A 25861-nucleotide genomic window follows, 5' to 3' on the forward strand; every position below is an offset into this window, starting at 1 on the left:
ATGAACGACGCCAGCCCGCTCACCGCCGCCCTCACGTTCCAGCGCGGCGCCCTGCCCCGCGTCGCCCTGGCCCGCATGGCCATGGTCGAGGCGGTTGGCGAGCTGGGCTCGATCAGCGCCGCGGCCAAGCGGCTGGGCCTCAGCTACAAGGGCGCCTGGGATGTGGTCCAGGCGCTCAACAACCTGTTCGACACCCCCCTGATCGAGGCCGCGCCCGGCGGACGGGCGGGCGGCGCGGCCGTCGTCACCGCGCGTGGCCGCGCCGTGGTCACCGCCTTTCGCCGCGTGCGGCAGGAGCTGGACGCGGCGCTGGCCAAGCTGGACGCCGAGCTGAACGGCGCCCCCGCCACCGACCTGTTCTGGAGCCTAGGCATGCGCACCAGCGCCCGAAACGCCCTGCGTGGCGTCGTCAGCCACGTCACCCCCGGCGCAGTGAACGGCGAGGTCACCCTGACCCTCGCCGACGGCGTGGAGATCACCGCTATCCTGACCCGGCGCAGCATCGAGGACCTGGATCTGACGGTCGGCAAGCCGGCCATCGCCCTGATCAAGGCCGGCTTCGTGATCCTGGCGAAAGGCGAGAACCTGCGCACCTCGGCCCGCAATCAGATCGCCGGCATCGTCGCCCACCGGGAAGACGGCGCGGTCTCCAGCGAGATCAGCCTCGAGATCGGCGGCGGCAAGACCCTGATCTCCACGATCACCCTGGAGAGCGCCCAGGCCCTGGAGCTGGCGCCCGGCGACGCGGTCACCGCCCTGGTCAAGGCCCCGCACGTGATTCTGGCCGTCGAATGAGGACCCTGCCAGCGCTCCTCTCCCTCTCGCTTCGCGGGGGAGAGGAGCGCGCCCGCCCCGCGCGGCGGTGCATCAGCCCGCGCCGCCCAGCGCCTCGGCGATCCTGGCGTCGCTGCGGCGCATCGCCAGCACGCCGAGGCCGGCCAGGGCGGCGGGGATCAGGCCCCACGGCTGGCCGAAGGCGAACAGCACCGTGGCGCCGGCGATCAACAGGCCCAGGGCGAACTCGGCCCAGGTCACGAACCAGGACGCGCGCCGCCGGGTGCGGAAATCAGAGCGCTTGCCGGGCCGCTGCCACCAGACGTTCAGCAGCGCCGCCATGCTGACCGACGCCGCGCAGCCGGTTGTGGCCGCCAGCCCGGCCGGCGGGTTGAGGACGATCAGCGGCAGCAGGAACGGCGCGAGCAGGATCGCCAGCGGCAGGCCCACCGCCGCCAGCTTGCCCCGCCGCACCAGGGCCGCCGGCGCCGGCGCGGAGGCCAGCAGCTCCGGCGCGTCCTCGGCCGAGACGGTGATCCAGGCCAGGCTGCCGGCCACCTGCCCCGCCAGCAGGCTGAGCGCCCCGGCGCTGCCCGGGACCAGTACCGCGTCGCCCTGCCCCGCCTGGCGCAGCAGCACGACCCCCAGCGGGATCATGTAGAGCACCCGCAGCAGCACCTGGGCGATCAGCGCGGGATCGCGGGCCAGCAGCCGCAGCTCCTTGCGCAGGGTCACCGCGAAGGGGCCGGCAGCGAACGGGCCGGCCGAGGCGCGGGTGCGCGCGGGCCCGCGGCGGCCAGCCCCCGCCGCGGCCGCGGCGTCGGCGGCGAAACCCGGGCCCAGCCAGGCGTTGGCGACCCCGAACAGCGCGCAGCCCGCCGCGATCATCGCCAGCAGCGGTAACGGCTCGCCCATGGCCGCGCGGATCGGCCAGCTCAGGCCAGGGACCTGGAACCGCGGCTCATGGGCCAGCCGGACCACCGTGGACCACAGGCTCTGCGACCCGCCGCCGCCCAGGATGTTGCGCAGCTGGGCGGTCAGGAAGAAGACCGCGCCGATCAGGGCCGCCATCACCTGGGCCACGGTGCGCGTCCGCCGCGGCCCCAACAACCGGAACAGCGCCGAGGCCAGCATCAGGCCCACCCCCGCCGCCCCCAACGCCAGGGCGAACAGCACCACCAGCAACGCCAGCCAGCGGGGATGGCCCATCACCGCCAGCACGACCAGCGGCCCGGCGGCCAGGTAGGCGAAGATCGAAAATACCGTCGCCGCCACGCCCAGGAACCGCACGGTCATCACCCGGCGCGGCTGGAGCGGCGAGGAGAACAGCAGGTCCATGTCGCCGCGCTGGTAGAGCGCGTCCACCGCCGCCGAGAGAGTCTGCGACAGCATCAGGGTGAACAGCATCACCGCGGCCACCGCGGCGACCGCGGCGACCACCGGCGTCACCACCACCGGCACGCGGCGGAGGAACAGGCCCAGCGGCACGCCCAGGCCGAAAGTCAGGAAGACCGGCGCGATCACCGAGAGGATGACGCCCGCCCAGCGGCCGCGCCTGCGGTTCGGCCGCAGCCGGCGAAAGGCCAGCCGCAGTTCGTGGTCCAGCAGCCAGATCGTCGAGCCGGGCGCGCCGATCACGCCGCCTCGCCCTCCGGCGCGGTCAGCTCCAGGAACACGTCCTCCAGGGTCGCGCCGGCCTCGCCGGTGCGGGCGCGCAAATCGTCCAGCGTGCCCTCGGCCACCAGCCGGCCGTGCTGGATGATGCCGATGCGGTCGGCCATCCGCTCGGCGACCTCCAGGATGTGGGTGGTCAGGATCACCGTCGCGCCATCCCTCACCCGCTCCTGCAGCAGGTCCTTCACCTGCCGCGCCACCCCGGCGTCCAGGCCGGTCAGCGGCTCGTCCAGGATCAGCAGCCGGGGATCGTGGATCAAGGCGCCGGCCAGCGCGGTCTTCTGCTTCATGCCCCGCGAGAACCCCTCGCAGCGTTCGCCGCGGTTCTCCCACAGGCCCAGCCAGCGCAGCAGTTCCTCGGCCTTGGCGCGGGCGGTCTTCGCGTCCACGCCCCACAGGCCGGCCACGAATTCCAGATATTCCATCGGGGTCAGCCGGTCGTAGAGCATCGGCTCGTCCGGGGCCCAGGCGATCAGCCGCTTGGCCGCCGCCGGATCGGCCAGGGCGTCGGCGCCGAACACCGAGATCGACCCGCCGTCCGGCTTCAGCAGCCCCGCCACCATCCGCAGCGTCGTGGTCTTGCCCGCACCATTGGGCCCCAGCAGCGCATAGAGCTCGCCGCTGCGCACGTTGAGGCTCAGGTCATCGACGGCGCGCCTGGCGCCGAAGGTCTTGGTCAGGCCCTGCAAGGCCAAGGCGTCGGTCAACGGCTCCACCTCCGCGGGCGGCCGAATATGGCGTTGTCGCCCGACGGACACCAGCCGGCCCAGCGCTTCAGCAGACTTCAGTCTTTGGCAATCCCGACGGCCGATGATGTTGCGCACGCAAGCGACCGGCGTCTACAAGCGCGCCGGGACAACGAACTCGAGATGGCATGCCGATCATCCGGACGATCATCGACAAGGTGATGACCCGCGTCATCGGCCGCGATGAATATACGAGTGGCGTCCTGCGGCGCTATTTCAGGCGCACCTACGACATCGATATCGGCCTCTACACCCTCGGAGCCTTCGACCGCTGGCGCATCCCGCCGGGGTCCAGGATCGGCCGGTATTGCTCAATCGCCGGGACCGCCCGGCTGTTGGACGGCAACCATCCGATGGATTCGCTGTCCACCCATCCCTACTTCTACCTGAAAAGCTTCGGCATGGTGCCGGGCGACCAGGCCATAATCCAGGCGCCGGTGGTCGAGGACGACGTCTGGCTGGGTCACAACAGCACCATCACCCCAGGGTGCCACCGGATCGGCCGCGGAGCCGTGATCGGCGCAGGCGCGGTGGTGATGAGCGACGTGCCGGCCTACGCGATCATGACCGGGGCGCCGGCCAAGCTGGTGCGCTACCGTTTCCCGCCCGAGGTCGTCGACGCCGTCACGGCGACGCAATGGTGGCTGCTCGAGAAGCCGGCGCTGGAAGCGGCGCTGAAGCAGGCGCCCGGATTCGCGCTCACCCCGAGCCGCGAGAACGCCAACCTGTTCCTGCGCGCGCTGGGGCGGCCCGACCTGCCGCCCTTCGTCCCCACGGCGGAGCCCGCCGAGGTCGCCGCCGCCGGCGCCGTGGCCTCCGAAGGCGCGGTGATGGACCTGCTGCATCGCGAGATCGCCGGCTTCACGGCGGCAGACCTCGACCGCCCGATCGCCGACCTCGACATCGACAGCTTCGGCCTGATCAACCTGCGGATCGCGCTGGAGACCCTGATCGGCCGGCAGATCGGCGACCGGGTGTGGGGCGCGGTCCGTACGCCCGCCCATCTCGTCTCAATCGCCGCCGGCGGCGGGGCGTCGTCGTCGTCGGGGGCCAAGGCGCCCGCGCTGCTGATCGAAATCGACCTGGAGGCCGCCGACGTGAGCCGATCCGCCGCCGAGCGGCGCATTCAGTATGTGAACATGCCGCAGATGGCGCTGAGCGGCCTCTCCGAGCCCTGGACGTTCAAGGAGATGGGCGACATTCACTGGAGCGTCCTGACCCGCGGGCTGCGCACGCCATCGGCCGCCGTCGCCGATTCAGAAGGCGCCCGCCTCTACGCCACCTTCACCCGTATCTGCTTTTCCGCCGACCAGCCGCTCACCGACATCAAGGAAAACGACCGGCTGACCATCGATCTGGAAATGACCCGCTTCGGGGCGGGCATGTTCTTTTCGACGGCGCGGATCGAGGGCGCAACCGGCAAGGCGCAGGCCCGGATCATGACCAGCTTCTCCAAGTTCGGAGAGAGCGGGTCGAACACCTCGCTGCTGAAGGGTCAGCCGGTGATCCCGGAGAACTGCGAGATCTCCGCGGTCGACGCGCTGCCGGAATTTGCCCAGGCGTATCGCGCGCAGCGGGCCAGCGACCTCCCGGCCGCGATCTTCGAATGCGAGTATGAGATTCTGTCGCCGCACGACATCAACGGCGTTGGCCTGCTCTATTTCGCGGCCTATCCGACGATCGTCGACCTGTGCGCCGCGCGGCGGTTCGGGCGGCGGATGTTCATGGACTTCAGCACCACCTACCGCGACGTCTACTACTACGCCAACAGCGGGCCGGAGGAGACGCTGGTCTTCCGCATTCACCGCGCCCATGAGGCGGCCGACGCCCTGGAATTCGACGCCACCCTCAGCCGCAAGAGCGACGGCAAGGTGATGGCCTTCGTGGCTACCGTGAAGCGGCCCGTGCGTTCCGCCGAGCGGGGCAAGGCCGCCGTGCTCGCGGCCGAGGCGACCTGAACCGCCTCAGCGCAGGACGGTCAACACGACACCCACCACGGTCAGGGCGCCGCCCAGCCATTGGCGCAGGCTGAGCTTCTCGCGGAACAGCCGGCGGCCGACCGCGGCGGCGATCGGCGCTTCGATGACGCCCACCGCGCGGACCTGGCCCGCGGGCGCCATGGCCAGGGCCCCGAACCAGCAGGCCGAGGCCGCCGAGCCGAAGAACCCGGCGCTCAGCGAGAGCCGCCACGACGCCGCGACGGCCCTCAGCGACTGCGGGCGCAGGACCGCGAGCAGGATCAGCAGCAGGATCGACTGGCAGGTCTGGGCGATCACCAGCCCGGCCAGCGCCGAGAAGATCGGATGCGCCGGCTCGAACGCCAGGCCGGCCTGCCGGTAGCCGTTCAGCGCCACCGCGAACGCAGCGCCCGACGCCAGGCCGTAGCCGGCCCCCGCCAGGCTGCCCTTGACGTCGGCGCGCTTCGGCCAGGACAGGATCGCCAGGCCCGCCGTGGCCAGCGCCACCCCGGCCCAGGCCGCCGCCGGCAGGGCGTCGCCCAGCACCAGCCAGCCGATGATCGCCCCCAGCGGCAGGGAGGACTGCTGCATGACGGTCGCCACGGCGAACCCCGCGCGGTGCATGGTCATCAGCAGGGCGCCCGTCGCGGTGATCTGCGCCAAGCCGCCGACGATCGAGCCTAGCCAGAACCGCGCCGACGGGTCCGGATGCGCGTCCGGCGTCAGCACGGCCACGACCGCGAACATGGCGAGGGAGAACGGCAGGCCGAACAGGAACCGCACCAGGGTCGCCCCCCACGGCCCGGCATCGCCCACCAGCCCCCGCTGCAGCGCATTGCGCGCCACCTGCAGCGGCGCAGCCGCCGCCGTCATGATGATCCAGAGCATACAAAGCGCCTTTTCCCTCCCCTTCATGGGGAGGGACAGACCGCGCAGCGGTCAGGGTGGGGAAGTGCGGGCCGAAGTGAGGCGTGGGAGCTTGATTCACACTTCCCCACCCGGCTCGCCGCCGGCGAGCTGTCCCTCCCCATGAAGGGCAGGGAAGAGCGGCGTCAGAACCCGCTGGCGACCTTGTTCGGCGCGCTCTTTTCCTTCCGCGCGAAGAGGTTGTTGAGCGCGTTGACATAGGCCTTGGCCGAAGCGGTCAGGGTATCCGTATCGGCCGCCGTGCCGGTGGCGATGCGGCCGTCGTCCTCGAGCCGCACCGAGACCTGGGCCTGGGCGTCCGTGCCCTCGGTCACCGCATGCACCTGGAAGAGGCGCAGCACGGCCTGGTGCGGGATCACCGCGTGGATGGCGTTGAACACCGCGTCCACCGGGCCGTCCCCGGTCGCGTTGGCGGACTTCTCGACGCCCTCGATGGTCACCGTCAGAAAGGCCTGCTGCGGCCCCTCGGTGCCAGCGATGACGCGCAGGTGCTTGACCTGGACCCGGTCGGCACTGCTGGCCAGGGCGTCGTCCACCAGCGCCACGATGTCGTCGTCGAACACGTGCTTCTTCTTGTCCGCCAGGTCCTTGAAGCGCTGGAAAGCCTCGTTCAGAGCGTTGGCTCCCAGCTCGTATCCCAGGTCCTTCAGCTTCTCGCGGAAGGCGTGGCGGCCGGAGTGCTTGCCCATCACCAGGTTCGAGCCGCCCTGCCCCACGTCCTCGGGCTGCATGATCTCGTAGGTGCCGCGGTCCTTCAGCATGCCGTCCTGGTGGATGCCGCTCTCGTGGGCGAAGGCGTTCTTGCCGACGATGGCCTTGTTGAACTGCACCGGGAAGCCGGTGATCGCCGAGACGTAGCGGCTGGCGCGGGTGATGTGCTGGGTCTCGATGCCGGTGTGGAAGCGCAGGTGGTCGCCCCGCACCTTCAGCGCCATGACGTTCTCTTCCAGCGCCGCATTGCCGGCCCGCTCGCCGATGCCGTTCACCGCGCATTCGACCTGCCGCGCGCCGCCCTGCACGCCGGAGAGGCTGTTGGCCACCGCCAGGCCCAGGTCGTTGTGGCAGTGGGTGGAGAAGATCACCGTGTCGGCGTTGTCGACGTTGGCGATCACGTCGCGGAACATGTCGGCGTATTCGGACGGATAGCTGTAGCCGACAGTGTCGGGCAGGTTGATCGTGGTGGCGCCGGCCTTGATCGCGGCGTCGACGCAGCGGCGCAGGAAGTCCTGCTCGGTGCGCGTGGCGTCCTGGGCCGACCACTCCACGTCGCCGCACAGGTTGCGCGCGTGGGTCACCGACTTGGTGATCATGTCCAGGATGTCCTCCTGCGACGCGTGCAGGATGTGGTCCCGGTGGCCGGGGCTGGTGGAGAGGAAGGTGTGGATCCGGCCGCGCCTGGCCTTCTTGATGGCTTCGGCGCAGCGGTCGATGTCGGCCATGCCGGCGCGGGCCAGGCCGCAGACGATGCTCTCGGTGACGATGCCGGAGATGGCGCGGACGGCCTCGAAGTCGCCGTTCGAGGCGATCGGGAAGCCCGCCTCGATCACGTCGACCTTCATGTCTTCGAGGATCTTGGCCAGCTCCAGCTTCTCGTCGTGCGACATCGAGGCGCCGGGCGACTGCTCGCCGTCGCGCATGGTGGTGTCGAACACGATGACGCGGTCGGCGGCGGATTTGGCGGCCGCCGGTTCAGCGACGGCGGACTCGGATACGGGATGGGTCATTGGGCCAGGTCTCTTCGCGGTGTTTCGTTCGTGGGGCGGAGGCAAGAACCCCTGGATCGCCCGGCCGCGAAAATGCGCGTGCCTAGAGAGGCGCCCAGGGGCGGCTAAGCCCCAGCGAGACAAGAAGCAGGCTGTCGAGCCGCGTGCGCATGGGGGCGTCTCTACCGAAACAGGGGCAGTGTCGCAAGCATCTTGCGCGCGGCGCGCGCTTTGAGCGCAGCCTGGGAATATTCTACCGCCGGGGCGGCGCGGCGCGGTCGGCTGCGCGCTGGCAGTCGATGGGATGGGCCGGATCGCGGCGGAAGTCCGGCCAGACGCCGCGCCTGCGCCAGTAGTCCACCAGCCCTGCCCGCGCCGCCACCGGCCAGAATCGCGGATCCTGCCGCACCGGGACCATCAGGGGTTCGAAGAGTAGTTGCCCGGTCGCTTCGGGGTCGAGCCGCGGGTCCGCCAATCCCGTGAAGGCGTCGTCGAGGCGGCCGAAGAGGACGTCGGCCATCACCAGATAGCGGGGGTACGTGGGGCGCAGCAGGTGCAGCGCCCGCGCCTGATCGGCGGCGGTCCTGGTCTGCCGCGCACGGAGGAAGGCCTCCAGGGACGCCACAGCCGGCTCCGACAGGTAGGGCGGCTTCTGCTCGGGATCGTGCAGGATCGTCAACGCCCGCTCGGGCGATCCATCGATCGCCGACAGCTCGAACCGCCGCAATCGTGTCGACCAACCGTTCGGATGAAAGCGGAACGCCTTTGCGGCGACCTGCTCGGCCAGGTCGGGCCGACCGGCGTTGGACAGCGCGTGGATGTAGTTCTGCCCGATCGGTCCGGCCAGAGGGCGCAGGGCTATCGCGCGCTCGCATTAGTGCAGCGCCTCCGCCAGACCTCCGACCCCGGAGAGCAACTGGCACTCGCGCATGTTCAGGAACCCGTCGTCGGGATCGGCTCGCAGCCCGGCGAGCAGGAAATCTTCGGCCTTGACGATATCACCCGGGCTCTCGAGCCGGGAGGTCTTGTACAACGTGTCATAGGCCGCACCAGAGGTCGCCGGATCGAGCCGCATCGCCTCGCTCGCCTCGCTACGGAGCCGCGCGAGCACCTCCTTTCGGGCATCACTCCTCATGGACTCCGCGAGACTGGCGAGGTTGATCGCCAGAACCGCATGCCCCTGAGCGAACCGGGGGGCCCGGGCCACGACCTGCTCGAAGGCCCGCAACGCCTCGTCGGTCGCCAGCTGCTGGGGGGACTGGGTGGCGTTCTCGCCCTTGATGAACAGCGCCGTGGTCTGAGGGTCGAGCTTCTGCCCGGGGCTGCTCGAACGTGTCCAAGGCCGCCTTGATCGAGTTGGCGGCGGCCACGGCGACGGCGTCGCGTAGGGCCGCCTCGTCCGCGACCGGCCGCTCGTGACCGCGGCCTACCAAGGCCATCAGGCCGAGGTCGCTACGCGCTAGCCGTTCCGAGGCGGTACTCCCCGCAGCGCCTCGGTCTGGTCAACCTGGAGGCCGCGTCCCCGGCGCGTCCTCCCTTTTTTCACCCCACCTCCGCTGCGAGCACCCGCGCCACCGCAGGTCGCGCCCGGATCCGCTCGCGGTACGCGTGGACCTTGGCGAAGCGCCGGGGATCCACCCCGTCGCCCTCCAGCCAGTCGGCGAGTGTGAACAGGTAGGCGTCGCAGATCGAGAAGTCGTCGCCGAGGACGTACGGCCCTTTCAGCAGGGTGTCCTCGATGAGCTGGAAGCAGGCGGTCGCGTTCTCCGCGACCTTAGCCGTCATATCGGCGAACGAGCTCTGCTGGGTGGCCCAGCGATAGCCGCGGTGCTTGTGGGCATGGGCGACGTGGACTGTGGAGGCCAGGTAGCTGTTGAACGCCTGCGCCTGGGCGAATTCCCACGGGTCGGTGGGCGCCAGCTTCGCCTCCGGGTAGGCCTGGGCGATCCAGGCCAGGATGGCCGGCGTCTCGGTCAGCACGCCCTGGTCGGTGACGAGCGCCGGGACGCGGGCCTTCGGATTGATGGCCAGGTACTCCGGCGTCCGCTGATCGCCCTCTCGGGTGTTGATCCGCACGGCCACATAGTCGGCCCCCGCCTCCTCCAGCGCTATATGCGACGCCAGTGAGCAGGAGCCGAGGCTGTAGAACAGCTTGATCATCGTGGTTTCCGCGGGCTGCAAGACGGCTTAGGCGGCTACTTGTCGCCGTACTTGGCGAGCAGCTCTGCCTTTTGTTTCTCAGCGCTTGCGACGACCTCGTCATGAGGCATCAACGCGCCGCGATCTGCAACGCCGATCCCTTCTTGGACCTTTGACCGAAACCACTCGTTGTAAGCCAGTGGATTCGCAACGAACTGAGACACAGACTTGCCCTCTCGTTGCGCCGTCTCTTGTAGCTATTTCGCCTCAGCCTCGGGACGCGTGATCGTCACCGTCTGCATGCCGCCAGGCTACGATGATCGACCGCCCTTGTCAGCCGCCGTCCCGCCGCCCCAGCCACCGCCGGGCGAACCAGCCGATGCCCAGCCAGATCACCACGACCGCCGCCAGCTCCAGCCAATGCCCCGCGATCTCGCCCTGCATCAGCTGCACGATCGAGGCGCCGGCGAAGGCGGTCAGCGCGATCTTGGGTACGATCCCGATCCCCGTCCCGGCGATGAAGTCGCGCGCCCGCATCGGCGTCACACCGGCGGCCATGTTGACGACGATGAATGGCGCCGAGGGCACCAGGCGCACGATCAGGCTGGCCAGGAAGCCGTTCTCGCCCACCAGCCGCATGAACCGCCGCACCCCCGCGCCGGAGACCCGCTCCAGCACCCGCGCCCCGGCGACGCGGCCCAGGTAGAAGCCCACCAGCGAGGAGACCATGGTGCCGATCCAGCTGTACGCCGCCCCCGTCACCGGCCCAAAGGCAACAACGGCGGCGGCGATCAGCACGATCTGCGGCGTGCCAACGAAGGCCAGCGCCGCGAAGGCCGCCACCGCCACCGGAAGCGACCACGGCCCCCGCGCCGCGCCCAGCCAGCCCTCCAGCGTCCGCGCGCTGTCGATCCCCAGCAGTTGGGCCCCGAACACGAAGACGATGCCGACCCCGCCGAACAGCAGAAAGGAGACGAACAGTGTCCGCCACGCCTGGGCGTCGAGGTTCGAGAGGAAATCGAAGGGGCGGCGCATTCGCCGGAGGCGTCGCCGATCCGCCCGCCGGGGTCAACCCGAGTGGCCATTTCCGTCAGACTGGCCGTTTGAATGCGCCGCAGCATGGGCTAAACCCGCGCGGTTCCCTGAACCTTTGCCGGAGGCCCTGCCCGCCATGTCCCTGGAATCCGCCGCGCTCGCCCGTGTGAAGCCGTCCGCCACCCTGGCGGCCGATGCGAAAGCGCGTGAGCTGAAGGCCCAGGGCAAGGACGTCATCGGCCTGGCCGCCGGCGAGCCCGACTTCGACACCCCCGACAACATCAAGGACGCCGCCATCAAGGCGATCCGCGACGGCAAGACCAAATATACCAACGTCGACGGCATCCCGGAGCTCAAGGAAGCCATCGTCGCCAAGTTCCAGCGCGAGAACGGCCTGACCTACAAGACCAGCCAGGTGAACGTCTCGCCGGGCGGCAAGCCGGTGATCTGGAACGCCATGATCGCCACGCTCAACCCCGGCGACGAGGTCATCGTGCCGACCCCCTACTGGGTCAGCTACTGGGACATCGTGCTGCTGGCCGGCGGCACGCCGGTGGCGGTGGCCAGCACGGCGGAGCGCGGCTTCAAGCTGCAGGCCGCCGACCTGGAGGCGGCGATCACGCCGCGGACCAAGTGGGTGCTGCTGAACTCGCCGTCCAACCCGTCGGGCGCCGCCTATACACGCACCGAGCTCAAGGCCATCGCCGACGTCCTGCTGCGCCATCCGCAGGTCTGGATCCTGACCGACGACATGTACGAGCACCTGGTGTTCGGCGACTTCGAGTTCTCCACCATCGCCCAGGTGGAGCCGGCGCTCTACGACCGCACCCTGACCATGAACGGGGTCTCGAAAGCCTATGCCATGACCGGCTGGCGGATCGGCTACGCCGCCGGCCCCGAGCCGCTGATCAAGTCGATGGCCAAGGTGATGAGCCAGACGACCTCCAACCCCTCGTCCATCTCCCAGTGGGCGGCGGTCGAGGCGCTGAACGGGCCGCAGGACTTCATCAAGCCGAACGCGAAACTGTTCGAAGACCGCCGCGACCTGGTCGTGTCGATGCTGAACCAGGCCCGCGGCCTCAAGTGCCCTACTCCGGAAGGGGCGTTCTACGTCTATCCGTCCTGCGAAGGGCTGATCGGCCGCACCGCGCCCTCGGGCAAGGTCATCGGCTCCGACGCAGACTTCGCGGTCGAACTCCTGGAGACCGAGGGCGTGGCCGTGGTGTTGGGCGCGGCCTTCGGCCTCTCGCCGTTCTTCCGCATCAGCTACGCCACGGCCAACGCCACGCTGGAGGACGCCTGCCAGCGCATCCAGCGCTTCTGCGCCAACGTCAAATAGCCCGATGGCGGCGCCGGACTCCAAGGTCGGCGCCGTCTTCGACGCCGTCGCGCCGGCCCAGCGGGCGGCGCTGCTGGCGCTGCGCGACCTGATCCTGCAGAGCGCGGCAGACGCGGGCGTGGACGTCGTCGAGACCCTGAAATGGGGCGAACCCGCCTATCTGCCCCTGAAGCCCCGCGTCGGAACCACGGTCCGGATCAACGCCGTGAAGGGCTCGGCGACCGGGTACGCCATGTACGTCAACTGCAAGACCACCCTGCTGGAGAGCTACCGCCACCTCTACGGAGACGCGCTCCGGTTCGAGGGCCAGCGCGCGGTGGTGTTCTCGACGGAGCGGCCGCTTCCCGAGGCGGCGCTCAAGCACTGCATCGCCCTGGCCCTGACCTACCACCTCTCCAAATGACCCCTCCTCTCCCGCGCGAAGCGAGCGGGAGAGACGACCCGCTAAGGTTTCATCCCCGGGTTCCATTCCGGCCGGAAGTCGCTGTTCAGCAGCCAGCCGATCGGGCCGACCAGCGACTGCACAACCTCGGCCATGAACGGCAGGTCCACGTGGGCCAGGTCGTCGGAGGGCTGGTGGTAGGTCGGCGGGATCGGCCAGGCGCTGATGGTCTGGGCGACCACGCCCTTGCGGGCCAGCTGGTAGTTGTCGGAGCGCTGGAAGAAGTTCTCCTGCGGATAGGCGTCGGGGTGGATCGAGGCGCCGTGGGCCTTGAGCGCCGGACCCAGGGTCGACCGCTCCCAGCCGGTCAGCATCAGCGCCTTGCGGTCGGCCGGATCGGGCACGCCGATCATCTCGAACTCCAGGTTGGCCACCAGGTCGGTCAGGGGCGTCGAGGGATGAGCCAGGAAGTACTTGGCGCCATGGCCGCCCTCTTCCTCGCAGCCGAACAGGGCGAACTGCACGGTGCGCTTCGGCGCCTTGCCCGCCCCCAGGATGCGGGCGAACTCCAGCACCGCCGCCGTGCCCGAGGCGTCGTCGTTGGCGCCCGGATAGACCACCCCGCCGCGCACGCCCACGTGGTCGTAGTGGGCGGTCAGCAGCACGGCCTGGGTGTCGGCGTCCGGCGCCGTCCCATGGATCACCCCCAGGACATTGTAGGTGGTCCGGACCCCCGGCGCGCCGCGCGGGGCGGCTACCCGCGCCGCCTGGCCCTCCAGGCCGTGCAGCGCCACCATCGTCTCGGGCCGGGCGAACACCACCGTGCGCGGCGGCGGCCGGGCCCCCGGGGTTTCCGCGCCCATGACCTCGACGCCGCCCGGGCCGCGCTCGGCCAGCTGGACCCAGAGCTTCACGACGCTCTCCGGCGCCGGCACGATCACCGCCACGGCGCCGGCCCGGAAGAAGGTGTCCACCGCCTTGGGATCGTAGGGGGCGTCATAGACCGCCACCCTGCCGGCCGCGGCGGCCGGGTCGGCCAGGCCCACGACCACCAGCGGGCCCTCAGCCAGCGGGGCCGGTTCCAGGGTCAGGATCTCGCCGCCCTGGACCATCCGCTGGCCACCGACCTCCAGCGTCGGCGGCGCGGCATAGGTCGGGAGCCGGAATTCGACCGGCTGCAGATAGGCCCCGCCCTCGCCGGCGCCCCGGGCCCGGGCCGCCTTCAGCTGGTCGGCGACGAAGCGGGCGGCGGCGTTCTCGTCCGCCGTGCCGCACGACCGGCCGCGCATCTCCGCCGACGCCAGATGCGCCATGTTGGCCCTGACGCATTCGGCGCAGACCTTGGGCGTCGCCGCGACCGACGACGCGGCCGGCGCCACCGCGACGGCGAGCGCCGCAACGAGCGAAAGCAATGACTTCACCGGAACCTCGGCCTGAGGCGGCCGAGGACTCCGGCGCGCGGGTCAGCCTTCTAGCGGCCCGCCAGGGGGTGCGCCAAGCGCCGCTTGTCGCGAAGTCAGGTCAGTGCTTCTCGCGCCAGCCCGCCTTGGCGGCGTCCTTGGTCAGGTTCAGGCAGAGCTTGTCGTCCATGATGGTCTCGACCCAGGTGATCGGGATCAGGTGGTGCCGGAAGCCCGAGCCCAGGTCCATTTTGCTGAGCTCGATCTGGCCGCCGTCGACATGGTCGACCTTGCCCACGTGGCCGCCATCGGACCCGATGACTTCCATATGCTCGCGAATTTGAGAGGCCTGGATCATAGTCGTCTCCTCATCGTAGCTTCTGAGGACGGGGTAACGAACGCGAGGCGTTGAGGTTTCTATGGCCGAGCCGATCAATCTCAACAAAGCGCGCAAAGCCAGGGCGAAGACGGCCGGCCAGACCGAGGCCGCCGAGAACCGCATCCGCTTCGGCCGCGCCAAGGGCGAGAAGGCCATCGCGAAACTGGACGCCGAGCGGGTGAGACGCGACCTGGACGGGAAGAAGCGGGACTGACCCCGTCAGCTCCCCGCTTTCTATCCGGTCAGGCCGCCTTCGGGATCGCCCCGTTGCGGAGTTCGGCGGGGATGGCGTCGTAGATGTTGGCCGGAGTGATGCCCAGGCGCAGGCGCGCCGCGTCCATGGGCTCGGCCATCAGGCGTTCGTAGTCCTCACCCAGCAGCCAGTGGGCCGCCTTGCCGCGCTGGTAGCCCTGCCAGATGGCGCGAACCATCGGCTGGTCCGTCGCCTTGCGCGCCCGGCTGGCGGCGCCGAGCGCGATCAGCGCCCAGCCCAGGCCCCGGGTCTGGGCGTAGGAGAAGGCCACCAGGCAGGCCTCGCCCAGGGCGTCGCGGGAATAGCCGCTCAGCACGTGCCAGACGTCGTGGATGTCGCGGGTGCGACGTCCGAACCAGGCGTAGGGGTGCGGCTCGTCCACCTCCTTGATACCCGCGCGGCTGACGTCGGCCAGGCCGTCGGCCGAGAACCCGGCCTCGCGGATGAACCCGCGATAGGCGGCGCCGACACTGCCCGGCGGCAGGCTGTCCAGCCAGGCGTCGTCCATCAGCCTGGCGGCGAACTCCTTGCGCTCATAGGCCATCCGCCCGCCCTCGGCGGTGGCCAGCAGCTTGTGATAGCCCTTGGCCGTCGAGGCGCCGTTCAGCGCCCGCATGATCTCGAACACCTGGATCGTGTCGTCCTTGTCGGCCAGCAGCTTGCGCAGCGAGCTGAGCGCCCGGCCCCAGTCCAGCCTGGTCGACATCGGCCGCGGCGTCGGGCGGGCATCGGCGCCCTGGAAGCTGTGGGGGCTGTCGGCGGCCATGGTCATCGCGGCAATCCTTACGAACGCTGTCCCTGTCAAAGATGACGCCCCCGTCATCTTTTTGCAAGAGGCTAGTTCTGGATAGCCGAACCTCGGTAAACAGCGGCCTTATGCCGATCCTGAAAAAACGCTCCGTCCTGCTCTCCGGCCACGCCACCTCCATCGCCCTGGAGCCGGAATTCTGGGCCGTCCTCGACGCCATGGCGCAGGCCCGCACCGCCAGCCTCGCCGCCCTGATCGTCAGCATCGACCGCGGTCGGGGAGCGCGTCCCCTGGCCTCGGCCTGCCGGGTCGCCGCGCTGAAGCATGCGCAAACGCCCATCCCTCCTCTTTAGGGGAGGGTGGACGAAGCGTAGCCTCGGACGGGTGGGGAAGTCACGACCGGGCCCAGTGCTTGAGCCCGAGACCCCCACCCCGCTCGCCTGCGGCGAGTCGGCCCTCCCCTAAAGAGGAGGGATGGCGCCCCTTAAGCCGCGAAACGTTTGTGCTACATATGTTCCGATGTCTTCCGAGTCCTTCAACGCCCCCGCCCCCCGCATCAGCGATCTGGCCCGCGCCGACCCGCGGCCGGCCGAATATCTGGACGGGCTGAACCCCGAGCAGCGCGACGCCGTGCAGGCGATCGAGGGGCCGGTGCTGGTGCTGGCCGGGGCCGGCACCGGCAAGACGCGGGTGCTGACCACACGGCTGGCGCACATCCTGGCCACCGGCAAGGCGCGGCCGTGGGAGTTGCTGGTCGTCACCTTCACCAACAAGGCCGCCCGCGAGATGCGCGAGCGGATCACCCACATCATCGGCCCCTCGGCGGAGGGGCTGCGCTGGCTGGGCACCTTCCACTCGGTGGCCGCCCAGATCCTGCGGCGCAACGCCGAGCTGGTGGGGCTGAAGTCGAACTACACTATCCTCGACACCGACGATCAGGAGCGGCTGCTCAAGCAGATCCTGGAAGCCGAGAATATCGACGCCAAGCGCTGGTCGCCCAAGATGCTGGCCGGGCTGATCGACCAGTGGAAAAACCGCGGCTGGCGGCCCGACCAGCTGCCGCCCGCCGAGGCCCAGGCCTTCGCCAACGGCAAGGGCCAGGCGCTGTACCGGCTCTACCAGGAGCGGATGCGCATCCTGAACGCCTGCGACTTCGGCGACCTGCTGCTGCACAACCTGACCATCTTCACCAGCCAGCCCGACGTGCTGGCCAACTTCCACAATAGATTCAGATACCTGCTGGTGGACGAGTACCAGGACACCAACGTCGCCCAGTACCTGTGGCTGCGGCTGCTGGCCCAGAAGAGCCGGAACCTGTGCTGCGTCGGCGACGACGACCAGTCGATCTACGGCTGGCGGGGCGCCGAGGTGGACAACATCCTGCGCTTCGAGCGCGACTTCCCAGGCGCCAAGGTGGTGCGGCTGGAGCGCAACTACCGCTCCACCAGCCACATCCTGGCCGCCGCCTCGGGGCTGATCGCCACCAACAAATCGCGCCTGGGCAAGACGCTGTGGACGGAGGCTGAGGGCGGCGAGAAGGTCGTGGTCCGCGGGGTCTGGGACGGCGACGCCGAGAGCCGGCTGATCGCCGACGAGATCGAGCGGGCGAAGAAGGGCGCCACCGACAAGCCGGCCCGCCGCTACCGCGACATGGCCATCCTGGTCCGCGCCTCGTTCCAGATGCGCAGCTTCGAGGAGCGGTTCGTCCTGCTGCAGATCCCCTATGTGGTGATCGGCGGCCCGCGGTTCTTCGAGCGCGCCGAGATCCGCGACGCCCACGCCTATCTGCGGCTGATCCAGTCGCCGGACGACGACCTGGCCTTCGAGCGCATCGTCAACACCCCCAAGCGCGGCATCGGCGAGACCACGGTACAGAAGCTGCTGCAGGTGGCGCGCGCGAACGGCGTCCCGGTGGTCCATGCCGCGCGCCAGCTGGTGCTGACCGACGAACTGGCCGCCCGGACCCGCACCGCGCTCGCCAATTTCCTGCGCGACCTCGACCGCTGGCGCGTCCAGGCCGACCAGGTCAACTTCGCCCGGCTGATGGAGGCGGTGCTGGAGGAGAGCGGCTACACCGACGCGCTCAAGCTCGACAAATCGCCCCAGGCCCAGGGCCGGCTGGAGAACCTGAAGGAGTTGGTCCAGTCGATGTCCAACTTCGACAGCCTCCAGGCCTATCTGGAGCACGTCTCGCTGGTGATGGACCTGGACCGCGGCCCTTCGGCCGATAGCGTGCAGATCATGACCCTGCACCAGGCCAAGGGGCTGGAGTTCCCGCTGGTCTTCCTGCCCGGTTGGGAGGAAGGCGTCTTTCCGTCCCAGCGCAGCATGGACGAGACCGGCGAGAAGGGCCTCGAGGAGGAACGCCGCCTGGCCTACGTCGGCATCACCCGCGCCCGCGAGGAGGCCCGCATCTCCTTCGCCGCCAACCGCCAGGTCTACGGCCGTTGGACCAGCCAGCTGCCCAGCCGCTTCGTTGATGAGCTGCCTTTGGCCAACGTCGAGGCCAGCTCCGAGACCGGCTACTACGGCGGCGGCCCCGGCATGCAGCAGCACGGCTCGCGCTGGGACGAGACCCCGGCGTTCGGGACCGGCTATTCCTCTCCGGGCTGGCGCCGCGCCCAGGCCAACAACTACAAAGGCAGCCACCCCGGCCGCCAGCAGGTCATCGAAGGCGACGGCCGTCTGGTCGCCACCTCCGACAGCGCCGCCGCCAGCGACTTCAGGCGCGGCGACCGCGTCTTCCACATCAAGTTCGGCTACGGCGCCGTCAGCGCGGTGGAAGGCAACAAGCTCACCGTCGCCTTCGACAAGGCCGGTGAGAAAAAGGTCATCGACTCGTTCGTGGAGAAGCAGGCGTAACCCCAGCGCCCCCGTTGCCTAACCTTGGCCTTTGCCCTCTCATCCCGCGCATGCCGATCGCCGCCGCCAGGGTCTATGCCGAGGGTCATCGCCTGCGCGCGCTGTGGCTGGACGATGCGGAGGACCGGGTGGTCCAGCCGCACCAGTTCGCCTGGATCGGCCTGGTCGACCCCGATGCCGCCGAGCTGGCCGGGCTGCAGGCGCGCTTCGGCCTGCATCCGCTGGCGATCGAGGACGCACTCTGCGAGCACCCGATCCCCAAGGTCAGCGTCTATGGCGACCAGATCTTCGTCACCGCGCGCACCGCCCGGCTGGACGGCGAGGCGATCGTCTACGGCGAGACCTGCGCCTTCCTCTGCCGCAACACGATCATCACCGTGCGCAGGGGTTCGGAGCGCGGCTACGCCCAGCTCCGCCGCAACCTGGAGGACTCGCCCGTCCAGCTGCGGCACGGCATCGCCTATGTGCTCTATTCGCTGCTCGATTTCATCGTCGACAGCTACCAGCCCATCGTCGAGGACATCGAGGAGGAGGTGCTGCGGGTGGAACGGCGCGCACTGGACGCCTTCCTGAGCCGCGAGGACGTCACCCACCTGTTCAACCTGCGCCAGGAGCTGATGCGGTTCCGCCGCATGCTGGGGCCGATGGAGGAGGTCTGCGCCCGGCTGGAACACCTGCACCTGCCGTTCATGGACGAGCCTGTGCGGCCGTACTTCCGCGACGTCGGCGACCACGTGCGGCGGGTCTCCAGCTCGGCGGAGGGTCTGCGGGACGTGCTGGCCTCGGTGTTCGAGGTCTCCAACCTGTTCGAGCAGCAGCGGCAGGGCGATATCACCCGCAAGCTGGCCGCCTGGGCCGGCATCCTTGCGGTGCCGACCTTCGTGGCCGGGCTCTACGGCATGAACTTCGACTTCATGCCGGAGCTGCACTGGAAGTATGGCTATTTCGTCGTGCTGGGCGCCATCCTGGCCGTCTGCGTCACCCTGTTCTTCGCCTTCCGGCGCTCGCGCTGGCTTTGAGCTGAAACCAAACCGCGGCCCACGCGCTTGTCGTGGGCCATGCAGACCCTGATCCTCAACCGCGACCTCAAGACCCTGTTCCAGGGTGTCGGCGTTGTCGCCGCGGCCGGGCTGCTGCTGGGCGCGGTCTGTCATCCCAACCTGCGCGGCGAGACGGTCGCCGAAGGGCCGCAGATGCTGCTGAACGGCGGTGGCGCGCGCGGCGCCGCGTCGGCCGGCGACGCGGGCCTCAGCGCTTATGGCGGCCGCACGCCGGAGTATGTGATCGGCACCGACTGGACCCGCCCGCGCGCCGAACCGGCCCAGGCCGCGGCGCCCGACGAAGAGCGTGGCGGCGAGACGGTCGTCTATACCGCCCATGACGATCGCGCCCCCGTACAGGTCACCCACGCCGCCTGGCGCGACGACGACCGGCCGCTGCCGGTCTACCCCTCCGCCCAGGGCGGCGTGCCCTACGAGGCCAATCTGCCGGTCGCCCCGCCGCCGCCGGGCGAGACAGACGCGGGCTGATCCTCCTCGCCTTTCGGCCTCCTGCCCTTTAGAGCCCACGGCCATGAGCGACGAGGCCGTCCAGATCACCGCCCGCGGCCCGCGCGCCGACGCCGAGGCCGCCGCCGCGGCGCTTGAAGCCGAGCCCGCCACCGAGGCGCTGACCTTTTCCATCCTGGAAGAGGACGAGGACCACGACGTCTGGCGCATCGACGCCTTCCCCATCGAGGCCGACGAACAGGCCGCCATCGGCCGCCTCCTGGGCGGCTTCCCGACGCTGCGGGTGGTCACCGAGGTGCTGGCCGATGCCGACTGGCTGGCCATGGCGCTGTCCGGCCTGCCGCCGGTCCGGGCCGGCCGGTTCTTCGTCTACGGCGCCCATGACCGGGGCCTGGCGCCGGCCAGCACGGTCAACCTGCGGATCGAGGCGGGCGCCGCCTTCGGCACCGGCCACCACGGCACCACCGTCGGCTGCCTGCTGGCGTTCAGCGACCTGCTCAAGGCGCGCCGCTTCGACCGGGTCCTGGACGTGGGCTGCGGCACCGGGGTGCTGGCCATCGCCGCGGCGCGCACCGGCTCGCCGATCGCGGTGGGCACCGACATCGACGGGCCGTCGGTCCGCATCGCCAACGAGAACGCGGCCCTGAACGGCGCCCGGGCGCGGTTCGTCCACGCCGCCGGCCTCAACGATCCGCTGGTCCGCAACGACGGCCCCTACGACCTGGCCTTCGCCAACATCCTGGCCCCGCCGCTGGTGGCCCTGTCGCAGGACATCCGCCGCGCGCTGAAGCCCGGCGGCCTGGCCATCCTCTCCGGCCTGCTGCGCACCCAGGAGCGCCGCGTGCTGGCCGCCTATACGTCCAGGGGCTTCCGGCTGGTGCGCCGCATCCACCGCGACGCCTGGGCCACCCTGGTGCTGCGCAGGCCCTAGGAACCGCCCGCGCCGCGCGACGTTCTTCCGCCCGACGGCCGCACTGGCCTTCAGAGGAAGCCCGTCCCCATGTCCGACCCCTACGAGCGCGTCACCACCGCTTCGCCCGACGTCGTCATCGTCCGGCGCAGCAACAACACGGGCTGGTGGGTGGCCGCGCTGGTCGCCGTCGTGGCCATCGGCGCGGTGCTGTTCATGGTCAACAACTCTGGCCCGACCCGCGACGACCTGCAGGCCGCCCATGACCAGGGGGCCACCGAGGCCACCCTGACCAACGCCGCCGCCAACGCCCAGCAGGCGGCCTCGACCGCCTCCCAGGCCGCCCAGGCCGCCACCACCGGCGCCGCCCGCGCCACCGAAAGCGCCGCCCAGGCCGCAGCCGCCAAGACCACCCAGGCCGTCGACGCCACCGCAGACGCCGCCCAGGCCGCCACCTCGCCCGAGCCGCCGCGCTAGTCGCGCCCTGCCTCTCCCGAAAACGGGAGCGGCAGGAAGCCATCACCCCTTGGCCCGGGGCGCGTGAACGGCTTACATCCCGCGCATGCGCCAGACCTTCGACGAGACCACCGACCGTTCCTTCGGACCGCGGCACGTCCCCCTGATCCGCCAGGCCATGGCCAGGCAGGGGCTCGACGGCTTTCTCGTGCCGCACGAGGACGAGCACCAGAACGAATACCTGCCCGCCGCCAACGACCGGCTGGCCTGGGCCACCGGCTTCACCGGCTCGGCCGGGGCCGCGGTGATCCTGAAGGACAAGGCCGCGGTCTTCGTGGACGGCCGCTACACCCTGCAGGTCCGCGACCAGGTGGACGCCGGCCTGTTCGAGATCCGCGACCTGGTCGACGGCGGGGTGCCCGCCTACCTCGAGGCCGCCGCCGGCCGCGGCCAGAGGATCGGCTACGACCCGCGCCTGCACAGCCCCGACGCCCTGGCCCACCTGAAGGCCGCCGCCGCCAGGGCCGGCGCCGAACTGACCCCCGTGAACGACAACCCGCTGGACCAGGCCTGGGGTCAGGCCCGTCCGGCCCAGCCGACCGCGCCCGTGGTGCCGCAGCCGCTGGCGTTCTCCGGTGAGGACTCCGCCGCCAAGCGCGCCCGGGTCGGCCAAGCCATCGTCCATCGCGGCGCCGACGCCACCGTGCTGACCGCGCCCTCCTCCATCGCCTGGCTGTTCAACGTGCGCGGCGGCGACGTCATCCGCTCGCCCCTGCCCATCGGCCAGGCCATCCTGGCCAAGGACGGCACGGCGCGCCTGTTCCTCGACCCGGCCAAGATCACCCAGGACCTGCCGGCCTGGCTGGGCAACCAGGTGACCCTGGAGGCCCCCGGCGACCTGCCCGGGGCGCTGGCCGACCTCAAGGGCCAGAAGGTGGTCGTCGATCCCGCCCTGTCCTCGGCCTGGTACTTCAAGGCCCTGGAGGACGCCGGCGCCACGGTGATCCGCGCCGACGACCCCTGCGCCCTGCCCCGCGCCTGCAAGAACCCGGTGGAGATCGAGGGGACCCGCCAGGCCCACATCCGCGACGGCGCGGCGCTGACCCGTTTCCTCCACTGGCTGGCCACCGAGGGCCAGATCAACCCGCCGGACGAGATCGAGGCGGTGTCCAAGCTGGAGGCCTTCCGCGAGGCCACCGGCGCGCTCAAGGACCTCTCCTTCGACACCATAGCCGGCGCGGCGTCCAACGGCGCCATCGTCCACTACCGGCCGATTACCCGGCTGAACAAGCGCGCCGAAGCGGGCTCCCTGTTGCTGGTCGACTCCGGCGCCCAGTACCTGGACGGCACCACCGACGTCACCCGCACGGTGGCCATCGGCGAGCCGTCGCCTGAGATGCGCGAGCGCTTCACGCTGGTGCTGAAGGGCCACCTGGCGCTGGCCGCGATCCGCTTCCCGGCCGGCACCACCGGCTCGGCCATCGATGTCCTGGCCCGCCACGCCCTGTGGATGCACGGCCTGGATTACGACCACGGCACCGGCCACGGGGTCGGGTCGTACCTCGGGGTCCACGAAGGCCCGCAACGGATCGCCAAGGCGCCCAACGCCGTCGCGCTGAAGCCGGGGATGATCCTCTCCAACGAGCCCGGCTACTATAAGGAAGGCGGCTACGGCATCCGCATCGAGAACCTGCAGGTCGTCACTGCCGCCGCCCCGATCCCCGGCGGCGAACGCCCGATGCTGGGCTTCGAGACCCTGACGCTGGCTCCCATCGACCGCCGCCTGGTCGCCCGCGACCTGCTGAGCGCCTGCGAACGTGTCCAGCTCGACGCCTACCACGCTAGGGTGCGCGAGATCGTCGGGCCGTTGCTGGAGCCGGAGATCCGGCGCTGGCTGGCCGACGCCACGGCGCCGATCTGATGGCCGAGGCGACCAGCGACGCCACCAACACCGCCCAGGTCGAGTACTGGAACACCGCCGCCGGACCCACCTGGGCCGAGCTGCAGGCGCCGCTGGACCGCCAGTTGGCCCCGCTGGGCCGCGCGGCGATGGATGCCCTGCGGCCCGCGGCCGGCGAGCGCATCCTCGACATCGGCTGCGGCGCCGGCGCCACCAGCCTCGACCTGGCCCGCACCGTCGCGCCCGGCGGCTGGGTGATCGGCGTCGATATCTCCCGGCCCCTGCTCGCGGCAGCCCGGCAGCGGGCGGCCGGCGTGGAGGGGCTCAGTTTCGTCGAGGCCGACGCCCAGAGCCATACCTTCGCGGCCGAGAGCTTCGATGCGGTGTTCTCCCGCTTCGGGGTGATGTTCTTCGCCGACCCCACGGCCGCCTTCGCCAACATCCGCCGCGCCGTGAAGCCCGGCGGCCGGCTGGCCTTCATCTGCTGGCGGACCCCGGCCGAGAACCCGATCATGACCCTGCCGGCCGCGGCGGCCCAGCCGTTCCTGCCGCCCCCGCCACCGCCGCCACCGGCCGGGACGCCCGGCCCCTTCGCCTTCGCCGATCCGGACCGGGTCCGCGCGATCCTGGCCGACGCGGGCTGGACCGACGCGCGGGTCGCACCGCACGACGTGAAGACCGGCGCCGGCGACCTCGACGCCTTCCTGGCCCTGGCGCTGCGCGTCGGGCCCCTGGGCGGTCTGTTGCGCGAGAACCCCGACCAGCGGGAGGTGGTCATCGACGCCGTCCGCACCACGCTCAAACCCCATGAGGGTCCGCAGGGCATCCTGCTCGACAGCGCCACCTGGATCGTCACCGCCCGCGCCTGAGACGCGCAGCTAGAGCCTTTCTGGTTCAAGTGGAGCCACTTGAACCAGATAAAAAGGCTCTAACTCTTTGAATTAGAGCGCGTCGGGCGGCGAAACCGGGATCCACTTTCGCCTGACGCGCTCTAGGTCTGGCGCTCAGCCCTCGCCGTCCCTCAGGATGTCGCTGACCCGGCCGTTGAAGATGTCGATCGCGAACGGCTTGGTGATCATCTCCATCCCGGCCTCCAGGAAGCCGCCGGCGATGGCCGCGTTCTCGGCGTAGCCGGTCATGAACAGGATCGGCAGGTCGGGGCGCCGGCCCCGCGCGGCGTCGGCGAGCTGGCGGCCATTGAGGCCCGGCAGGCCGACGTCGGTGATCAGCAGGTCGATCTTCGACGGGCCTTCCAGGATCGACAGGCCGGCCGGTCCGTCGGCGGCCTCCAGGGTGGCGTAGCCACGCTCGGTCAGGACATCGACCACGAGGTTGCGCACCGAGGGCTCGTCCTCGACCACCAGCACAACCTTGCCGGTGACATTCAGCGGCGCGTCGTCGGCGCGCGCGCCAAGGGCCTCGGGCTGTTCGGCGGCGCCGAAGTGGCGCGGCAGGTACAGCTTCACCGTCGTGCCCTGGCCGAACTCGCTGTAGATCTTGGCGTAGCCATTCGACTGCTGGGCGAAGCCATAGATCATCGACAGGCCCAGGCCCGTCCCCTGCCCGATCGGCTTGGTGGTGAAGAACGGCTCGAAGGCCTTGGCGATCACGTCGGCCTCCATGCCGACGCCGGTGTCGGTCACGCAGACGCAGACATACTGCCCGGGCTTCACCGCGCGCTCGCGGGCGGTGTAGGCGTTGTCCAGGTGGGCGTTGCAGCTCTCGATGGTCAGCTTGCCGCCATCCGGCATGGCGTCGCGGCTGTTGATCGCCAGGTTGAGGATGGCGCTCTCCAGCTGGTGGGGATCGCACAGCGTGGTCCACAGGCCGGCGGCGCGGACCACCTCCAGCTCGACCTTTTCGCCCAGCGTACGGCGCAGCAGGTCCTCCATCGACCCCACCAGCCGGTTGGCGTCGACCGCCCTGGGGTCCAGCGGTTGGCGCCGCGAGAAGGCTAGCAGCCGGTGGGTCAAGGCCGCCGCCCGCTTGGCCGCCCCCTCAGCGGTGGCGGCGTAGCGGTCGACGTCGGTCATGCGGCCCTGCGCCAGCCGCTTTTGCAGCAGGTCGATCGACCCCAGCACGCCGGTCAGCAGGTTGTTGAAGTCGTGAGCGATGCCGCCGGTCAGCTGGCCCACCGCTTCCATCTTCTGCGCCTGGCGCAGCGCGTCCTGGATCGCCTCGCGCTCCTGGCCCTCCTTCTGCAGGCGGGCCAGGGCCTCGGCCAGAGCCTCGGTGCGTTCGGCGACCCGCGCCTCCAAGGTCTCGTTCAGCCGGCGCAGCTCTTCCTCGGCGCGCACCTGCTCGGTGACATCGCTGCCCTCCGCGAATACGCCGGCGACCTCGCCACCCTCGAAGATCGGCTGGTAGACCAGGTGCAGGAAGCGCTCCTCCAGCGGTGCGTCGGGCTCCCGCTGCAGCATAACCTGCATGTTGCGTCCGACGAACGGTCGGCCGGTCTGCATCACCTGGTCCAGCAGCTCGAAGAACCCCTGGCCCTGGACCTCCGGCAGGGCCTCGCGCACCGGCTTGCCGACCAGATCGCGATGACCGACCAGCTGCAGGTAGGAGGCGTTGATCAGCTCGAACACCAGGTCCTTGCCGCGCAGCATGCACATGAAGCCCGGCGCCTGCTGGAACAGGTCGCGGATGCGGTCGCGCTCGGTGGTCCGCGCCGCGACCTCGGCGGCCAGGCTCTCGTTCAGCTTCGCCAGGGCGTTGGCGGCCACTTCGCGCAGGGTGGCGACCTCGGCCAGCGCCTCGGCCCGCGC

Annotated in this window: 25 protein-coding genes; 13 read left to right on the forward strand and 12 right to left on the reverse strand. The window is 70.4% G+C overall.

Translation table 11 applies throughout. From position 1 onward, the window contains the following. A complete protein-coding gene (locus Q0R13_RS04000; protein WP_293899823.1) occupies nucleotides 1-795 on the forward strand; it encodes a TOBE domain-containing protein in 795 nt (264 codons plus the stop codon). 72 nt (nucleotides 796-867) lie between these two features. Here Q0R13_RS04000 and Q0R13_RS04005 read toward each other — a convergent pair whose 3' ends face one another. Together Q0R13_RS04005 and Q0R13_RS04010 are read right to left on the reverse strand one after the other, a co-directional pair. Continuing rightward, nucleotides 868-2412, reverse strand: a complete 1545-nt coding sequence (locus Q0R13_RS04005; RefSeq protein ID WP_293899826.1) for a hypothetical protein — start codon at nucleotides 2410-2412, stop codon at nucleotides 868-870. Beyond that, nucleotides 2409-3155 carry an ABC transporter ATP-binding protein gene (locus Q0R13_RS04010; protein ID WP_293899829.1) on the reverse strand — a complete coding sequence of 249 codons (747 nt, stop codon included), beginning with the start codon at nucleotides 3153-3155 and terminating at the stop codon, nucleotides 2409-2411. The genes Q0R13_RS04005 and Q0R13_RS04010 overlap by 4 nt, the downstream gene beginning before the upstream one ends. Before the next feature lie 167 nt (nucleotides 3156-3322). Here Q0R13_RS04010 and Q0R13_RS04015 point away from each other — a divergent pair, with 167 nt between their 5' ends. Beyond that, nucleotides 3323-5152, forward strand: coding sequence for an LnmK family bifunctional acyltransferase/decarboxylase (locus tag Q0R13_RS04015; protein WP_293899832.1), 1830 nt, complete (start codon nucleotides 3323-3325; stop codon nucleotides 5150-5152). Between the two features lie 6 nt (nucleotides 5153-5158). On the opposite strand, the gene Q0R13_RS04020 is transcribed toward Q0R13_RS04015, so the two are convergent. From Q0R13_RS04020 to Q0R13_RS04045, 6 genes are all read right to left on the reverse strand, one after another. Further along, entirely contained in the window at nucleotides 5159-6040 is an 882-nt protein-coding gene (locus tag Q0R13_RS04020) for a DMT family transporter (RefSeq protein WP_293899835.1), read from the reverse strand. 164 nt (nucleotides 6041-6204) lie between these two features. After that, nucleotides 6205-7803 (reverse strand): 2-isopropylmalate synthase, encoded by a 1599-nt coding sequence (locus Q0R13_RS04025; protein ID WP_293899838.1) that lies wholly within the window; start codon nucleotides 7801-7803, stop codon nucleotides 6205-6207. Nucleotides 7804-8035: 232 nt separating this feature from the next. After that, nucleotides 8036-8509 carry a hypothetical protein gene (locus Q0R13_RS04030; RefSeq protein ID WP_293899840.1) on the reverse strand — a complete coding sequence of 158 codons (474 nt, stop codon included), beginning with the start codon at nucleotides 8507-8509 and terminating at the stop codon, nucleotides 8036-8038. Nucleotides 8510-8656: 147 nt separating this feature from the next. Next, on the reverse strand, nucleotides 8657-9010 hold the full coding sequence (locus Q0R13_RS04035; protein WP_293899843.1) for a hypothetical protein: 354 nt from the start codon (nucleotides 9008-9010) through the stop codon (nucleotides 8657-8659). 314 nt (nucleotides 9011-9324) lie between these two features. Continuing rightward, nucleotides 9325-9942 (reverse strand): glutathione S-transferase N-terminal domain-containing protein, encoded by a 618-nt coding sequence (locus Q0R13_RS04040; protein WP_293899846.1) that lies wholly within the window; start codon nucleotides 9940-9942, stop codon nucleotides 9325-9327. Between the two features lie 312 nt (nucleotides 9943-10254). Beyond that, nucleotides 10255-10956, reverse strand: a complete 702-nt coding sequence (locus tag Q0R13_RS04045; RefSeq protein ID WP_293899849.1) for a TVP38/TMEM64 family protein — start codon at nucleotides 10954-10956, stop codon at nucleotides 10255-10257. 136 nt (nucleotides 10957-11092) lie between these two features. On the opposite strand from Q0R13_RS04045, the gene Q0R13_RS04050 reads away from it, so the two are divergent. Together Q0R13_RS04050 and Q0R13_RS04055 are read left to right on the forward strand one after the other, a co-directional pair. Continuing rightward, nucleotides 11093-12295: a pyridoxal phosphate-dependent aminotransferase gene (locus Q0R13_RS04050; RefSeq protein ID WP_293899853.1), complete on the forward strand. Its 1203-nt coding sequence runs from the start codon at nucleotides 11093-11095 to the stop codon at nucleotides 12293-12295. A gap of 4 nt (nucleotides 12296-12299) precedes the next feature. Next, nucleotides 12300-12698 (forward strand): DUF1801 domain-containing protein, encoded by a 399-nt coding sequence (locus Q0R13_RS04055; RefSeq protein WP_293899856.1) that lies wholly within the window; start codon nucleotides 12300-12302, stop codon nucleotides 12696-12698. Between the two features lie 41 nt (nucleotides 12699-12739). Here Q0R13_RS04055 and Q0R13_RS04060 read toward each other — a convergent pair whose 3' ends face one another. Together Q0R13_RS04060 and Q0R13_RS04065 are read right to left on the reverse strand one after the other, a co-directional pair. Continuing rightward, the gene (locus Q0R13_RS04060; RefSeq protein ID WP_293899859.1) at nucleotides 12740-14098 is read right to left on the reverse strand and encodes a M28 family peptidase; all 1359 of its coding nucleotides are present in this window, start codon (nucleotides 14096-14098) and stop codon (nucleotides 12740-12742) included. 100 nt (nucleotides 14099-14198) lie between these two features. Further along, on the reverse strand, nucleotides 14199-14435 hold the full coding sequence (locus tag Q0R13_RS04065) for a DUF2171 domain-containing protein (protein WP_293899862.1): 237 nt from the start codon (nucleotides 14433-14435) through the stop codon (nucleotides 14199-14201). A 61-nt stretch (nucleotides 14436-14496) separates the two neighbouring features. On the opposite strand from Q0R13_RS04065, the gene Q0R13_RS04070 reads away from it, so the two are divergent. Then, nucleotides 14497-14670 (forward strand): DUF4169 family protein, encoded by a 174-nt coding sequence (locus Q0R13_RS04070; protein WP_293899865.1) that lies wholly within the window; start codon nucleotides 14497-14499, stop codon nucleotides 14668-14670. Nucleotides 14671-14698: 28 nt separating this feature from the next. On the opposite strand, the gene Q0R13_RS04075 is transcribed toward Q0R13_RS04070, so the two are convergent. Then, nucleotides 14699-15481 carry a Coq4 family protein gene (locus Q0R13_RS04075; RefSeq protein WP_293899867.1) on the reverse strand — a complete coding sequence of 261 codons (783 nt, stop codon included), beginning with the start codon at nucleotides 15479-15481 and terminating at the stop codon, nucleotides 14699-14701. 104 nt (nucleotides 15482-15585) lie between these two features. On the opposite strand from Q0R13_RS04075, the gene Q0R13_RS04080 reads away from it, so the two are divergent. The 8 genes from Q0R13_RS04080 (at nucleotide 15586) to Q0R13_RS04115 (ending at nucleotide 23962) form a co-directional block, all read left to right on the forward strand. Continuing rightward, nucleotides 15586-15810, forward strand: a complete 225-nt coding sequence (locus Q0R13_RS04080) for a ribbon-helix-helix domain-containing protein (RefSeq protein ID WP_293899870.1) — start codon at nucleotides 15586-15588, stop codon at nucleotides 15808-15810. Between the two features lie 166 nt (nucleotides 15811-15976). Beyond that, nucleotides 15977-18319, forward strand: coding sequence for an ATP-dependent helicase (locus Q0R13_RS04085; protein ID WP_293899873.1), 2343 nt, complete (start codon nucleotides 15977-15979; stop codon nucleotides 18317-18319). A gap of 50 nt (nucleotides 18320-18369) precedes the next feature. After that, nucleotides 18370-19338 (forward strand): magnesium and cobalt transport protein CorA, encoded by a 969-nt coding sequence (locus tag Q0R13_RS04090; RefSeq protein WP_293899876.1) that lies wholly within the window; start codon nucleotides 18370-18372, stop codon nucleotides 19336-19338. Nucleotides 19339-19377: 39 nt separating this feature from the next. Continuing rightward, complete coding sequence (locus tag Q0R13_RS04095; RefSeq protein ID WP_293899879.1) at nucleotides 19378-19848, forward strand: hypothetical protein; 471 nt, start codon at nucleotides 19378-19380, stop codon at nucleotides 19846-19848. Between the two features lie 43 nt (nucleotides 19849-19891). Beyond that, a complete protein-coding gene (locus tag Q0R13_RS04100) occupies nucleotides 19892-20758 on the forward strand; it encodes a 50S ribosomal protein L11 methyltransferase (protein ID WP_293899882.1) in 867 nt (288 codons plus the stop codon). A gap of 69 nt (nucleotides 20759-20827) precedes the next feature. Beyond that, nucleotides 20828-21214 (forward strand): hypothetical protein, encoded by a 387-nt coding sequence (locus tag Q0R13_RS04105; RefSeq protein WP_293899885.1) that lies wholly within the window; start codon nucleotides 20828-20830, stop codon nucleotides 21212-21214. Between the two features lie 85 nt (nucleotides 21215-21299). Beyond that, nucleotides 21300-23114, forward strand: coding sequence for an aminopeptidase P family protein (locus Q0R13_RS04110; protein WP_293899888.1), 1815 nt, complete (start codon nucleotides 21300-21302; stop codon nucleotides 23112-23114). Then, nucleotides 23114-23962: a class I SAM-dependent methyltransferase gene (locus Q0R13_RS04115; RefSeq protein ID WP_293899891.1), complete on the forward strand. Its 849-nt coding sequence runs from the start codon at nucleotides 23114-23116 to the stop codon at nucleotides 23960-23962. The genes Q0R13_RS04110 and Q0R13_RS04115 overlap by 1 nt, the downstream gene beginning before the upstream one ends. Before the next feature lie 135 nt (nucleotides 23963-24097). On the opposite strand, the gene Q0R13_RS04120 is transcribed toward Q0R13_RS04115, so the two are convergent. Beyond that, a partial coding sequence (locus Q0R13_RS04120; protein WP_293899894.1) for a PAS domain-containing sensor histidine kinase occupies nucleotides 24098-25861 on the reverse strand: 1764 nt, incomplete at its 5' end.

This window comes from Phenylobacterium sp., assembly GCF_025351295.1.
In the GTDB taxonomy this organism is placed as follows: domain Bacteria; phylum Pseudomonadota; class Alphaproteobacteria; order Caulobacterales; family Caulobacteraceae; genus Phenylobacterium.

Excerpts from the sequence above, each read along its gene's own strand:
- Q0R13_RS04000 (WP_293899823.1), top strand. The coding sequence starts at position 1 with ATGAACGACGCCAGCCCGCTCACCGCCGCCCTCACGTTCCAGCGCGGC.
- Q0R13_RS04015 (WP_293899832.1), top strand. The coding sequence starts at position 3,323 with ATGCCGATCATCCGGACGATCATCGACAAGGTGATGACCCGCGTCATC.
- Q0R13_RS04020 (WP_293899835.1), bottom strand. The coding sequence starts at position 6,040 with ATGCTCTGGATCATCATGACGGCGGCGGCTGCGCCGCTGCAGGTGGCG.
- Q0R13_RS04025 (WP_293899838.1), bottom strand. The coding sequence starts at position 7,803 with ATGACCCATCCCGTATCCGAGTCCGCCGTCGCTGAACCGGCGGCCGCC.
- Q0R13_RS04040 (WP_293899846.1), bottom strand. The coding sequence starts at position 9,942 with ATGATCAAGCTGTTCTACAGCCTCGGCTCCTGCTCACTGGCGTCGCAT.
- Q0R13_RS04045 (WP_293899849.1), bottom strand. The coding sequence starts at position 10,956 with ATGCGCCGCCCCTTCGATTTCCTCTCGAACCTCGACGCCCAGGCGTGG.
- Q0R13_RS04050 (WP_293899853.1), top strand. The coding sequence starts at position 11,093 with ATGTCCCTGGAATCCGCCGCGCTCGCCCGTGTGAAGCCGTCCGCCACC.
- Q0R13_RS04055 (WP_293899856.1), top strand. The coding sequence starts at position 12,300 with ATGGCGGCGCCGGACTCCAAGGTCGGCGCCGTCTTCGACGCCGTCGCG.
- Q0R13_RS04065 (WP_293899862.1), bottom strand. The coding sequence starts at position 14,435 with ATGATCCAGGCCTCTCAAATTCGCGAGCATATGGAAGTCATCGGGTCC.
- Q0R13_RS04070 (WP_293899865.1), top strand. The coding sequence starts at position 14,497 with ATGGCCGAGCCGATCAATCTCAACAAAGCGCGCAAAGCCAGGGCGAAG.
- Q0R13_RS04075 (WP_293899867.1), bottom strand. The coding sequence starts at position 15,481 with ATGACCATGGCCGCCGACAGCCCCCACAGCTTCCAGGGCGCCGATGCC.
- Q0R13_RS04080 (WP_293899870.1), top strand. The coding sequence starts at position 15,586 with ATGCCGATCCTGAAAAAACGCTCCGTCCTGCTCTCCGGCCACGCCACC.
- Q0R13_RS04085 (WP_293899873.1), top strand. The coding sequence starts at position 15,977 with ATGTCTTCCGAGTCCTTCAACGCCCCCGCCCCCCGCATCAGCGATCTG.
- Q0R13_RS04090 (WP_293899876.1), top strand. The coding sequence starts at position 18,370 with ATGCCGATCGCCGCCGCCAGGGTCTATGCCGAGGGTCATCGCCTGCGC.
- Q0R13_RS04095 (WP_293899879.1), top strand. The coding sequence starts at position 19,378 with ATGCAGACCCTGATCCTCAACCGCGACCTCAAGACCCTGTTCCAGGGT.
- Q0R13_RS04100 (WP_293899882.1), top strand. The coding sequence starts at position 19,892 with ATGAGCGACGAGGCCGTCCAGATCACCGCCCGCGGCCCGCGCGCCGAC.
- Q0R13_RS04105 (WP_293899885.1), top strand. The coding sequence starts at position 20,828 with ATGTCCGACCCCTACGAGCGCGTCACCACCGCTTCGCCCGACGTCGTC.
- Q0R13_RS04110 (WP_293899888.1), top strand. The coding sequence starts at position 21,300 with ATGCGCCAGACCTTCGACGAGACCACCGACCGTTCCTTCGGACCGCGG.
- Q0R13_RS04115 (WP_293899891.1), top strand. The coding sequence starts at position 23,114 with ATGGCCGAGGCGACCAGCGACGCCACCAACACCGCCCAGGTCGAGTAC.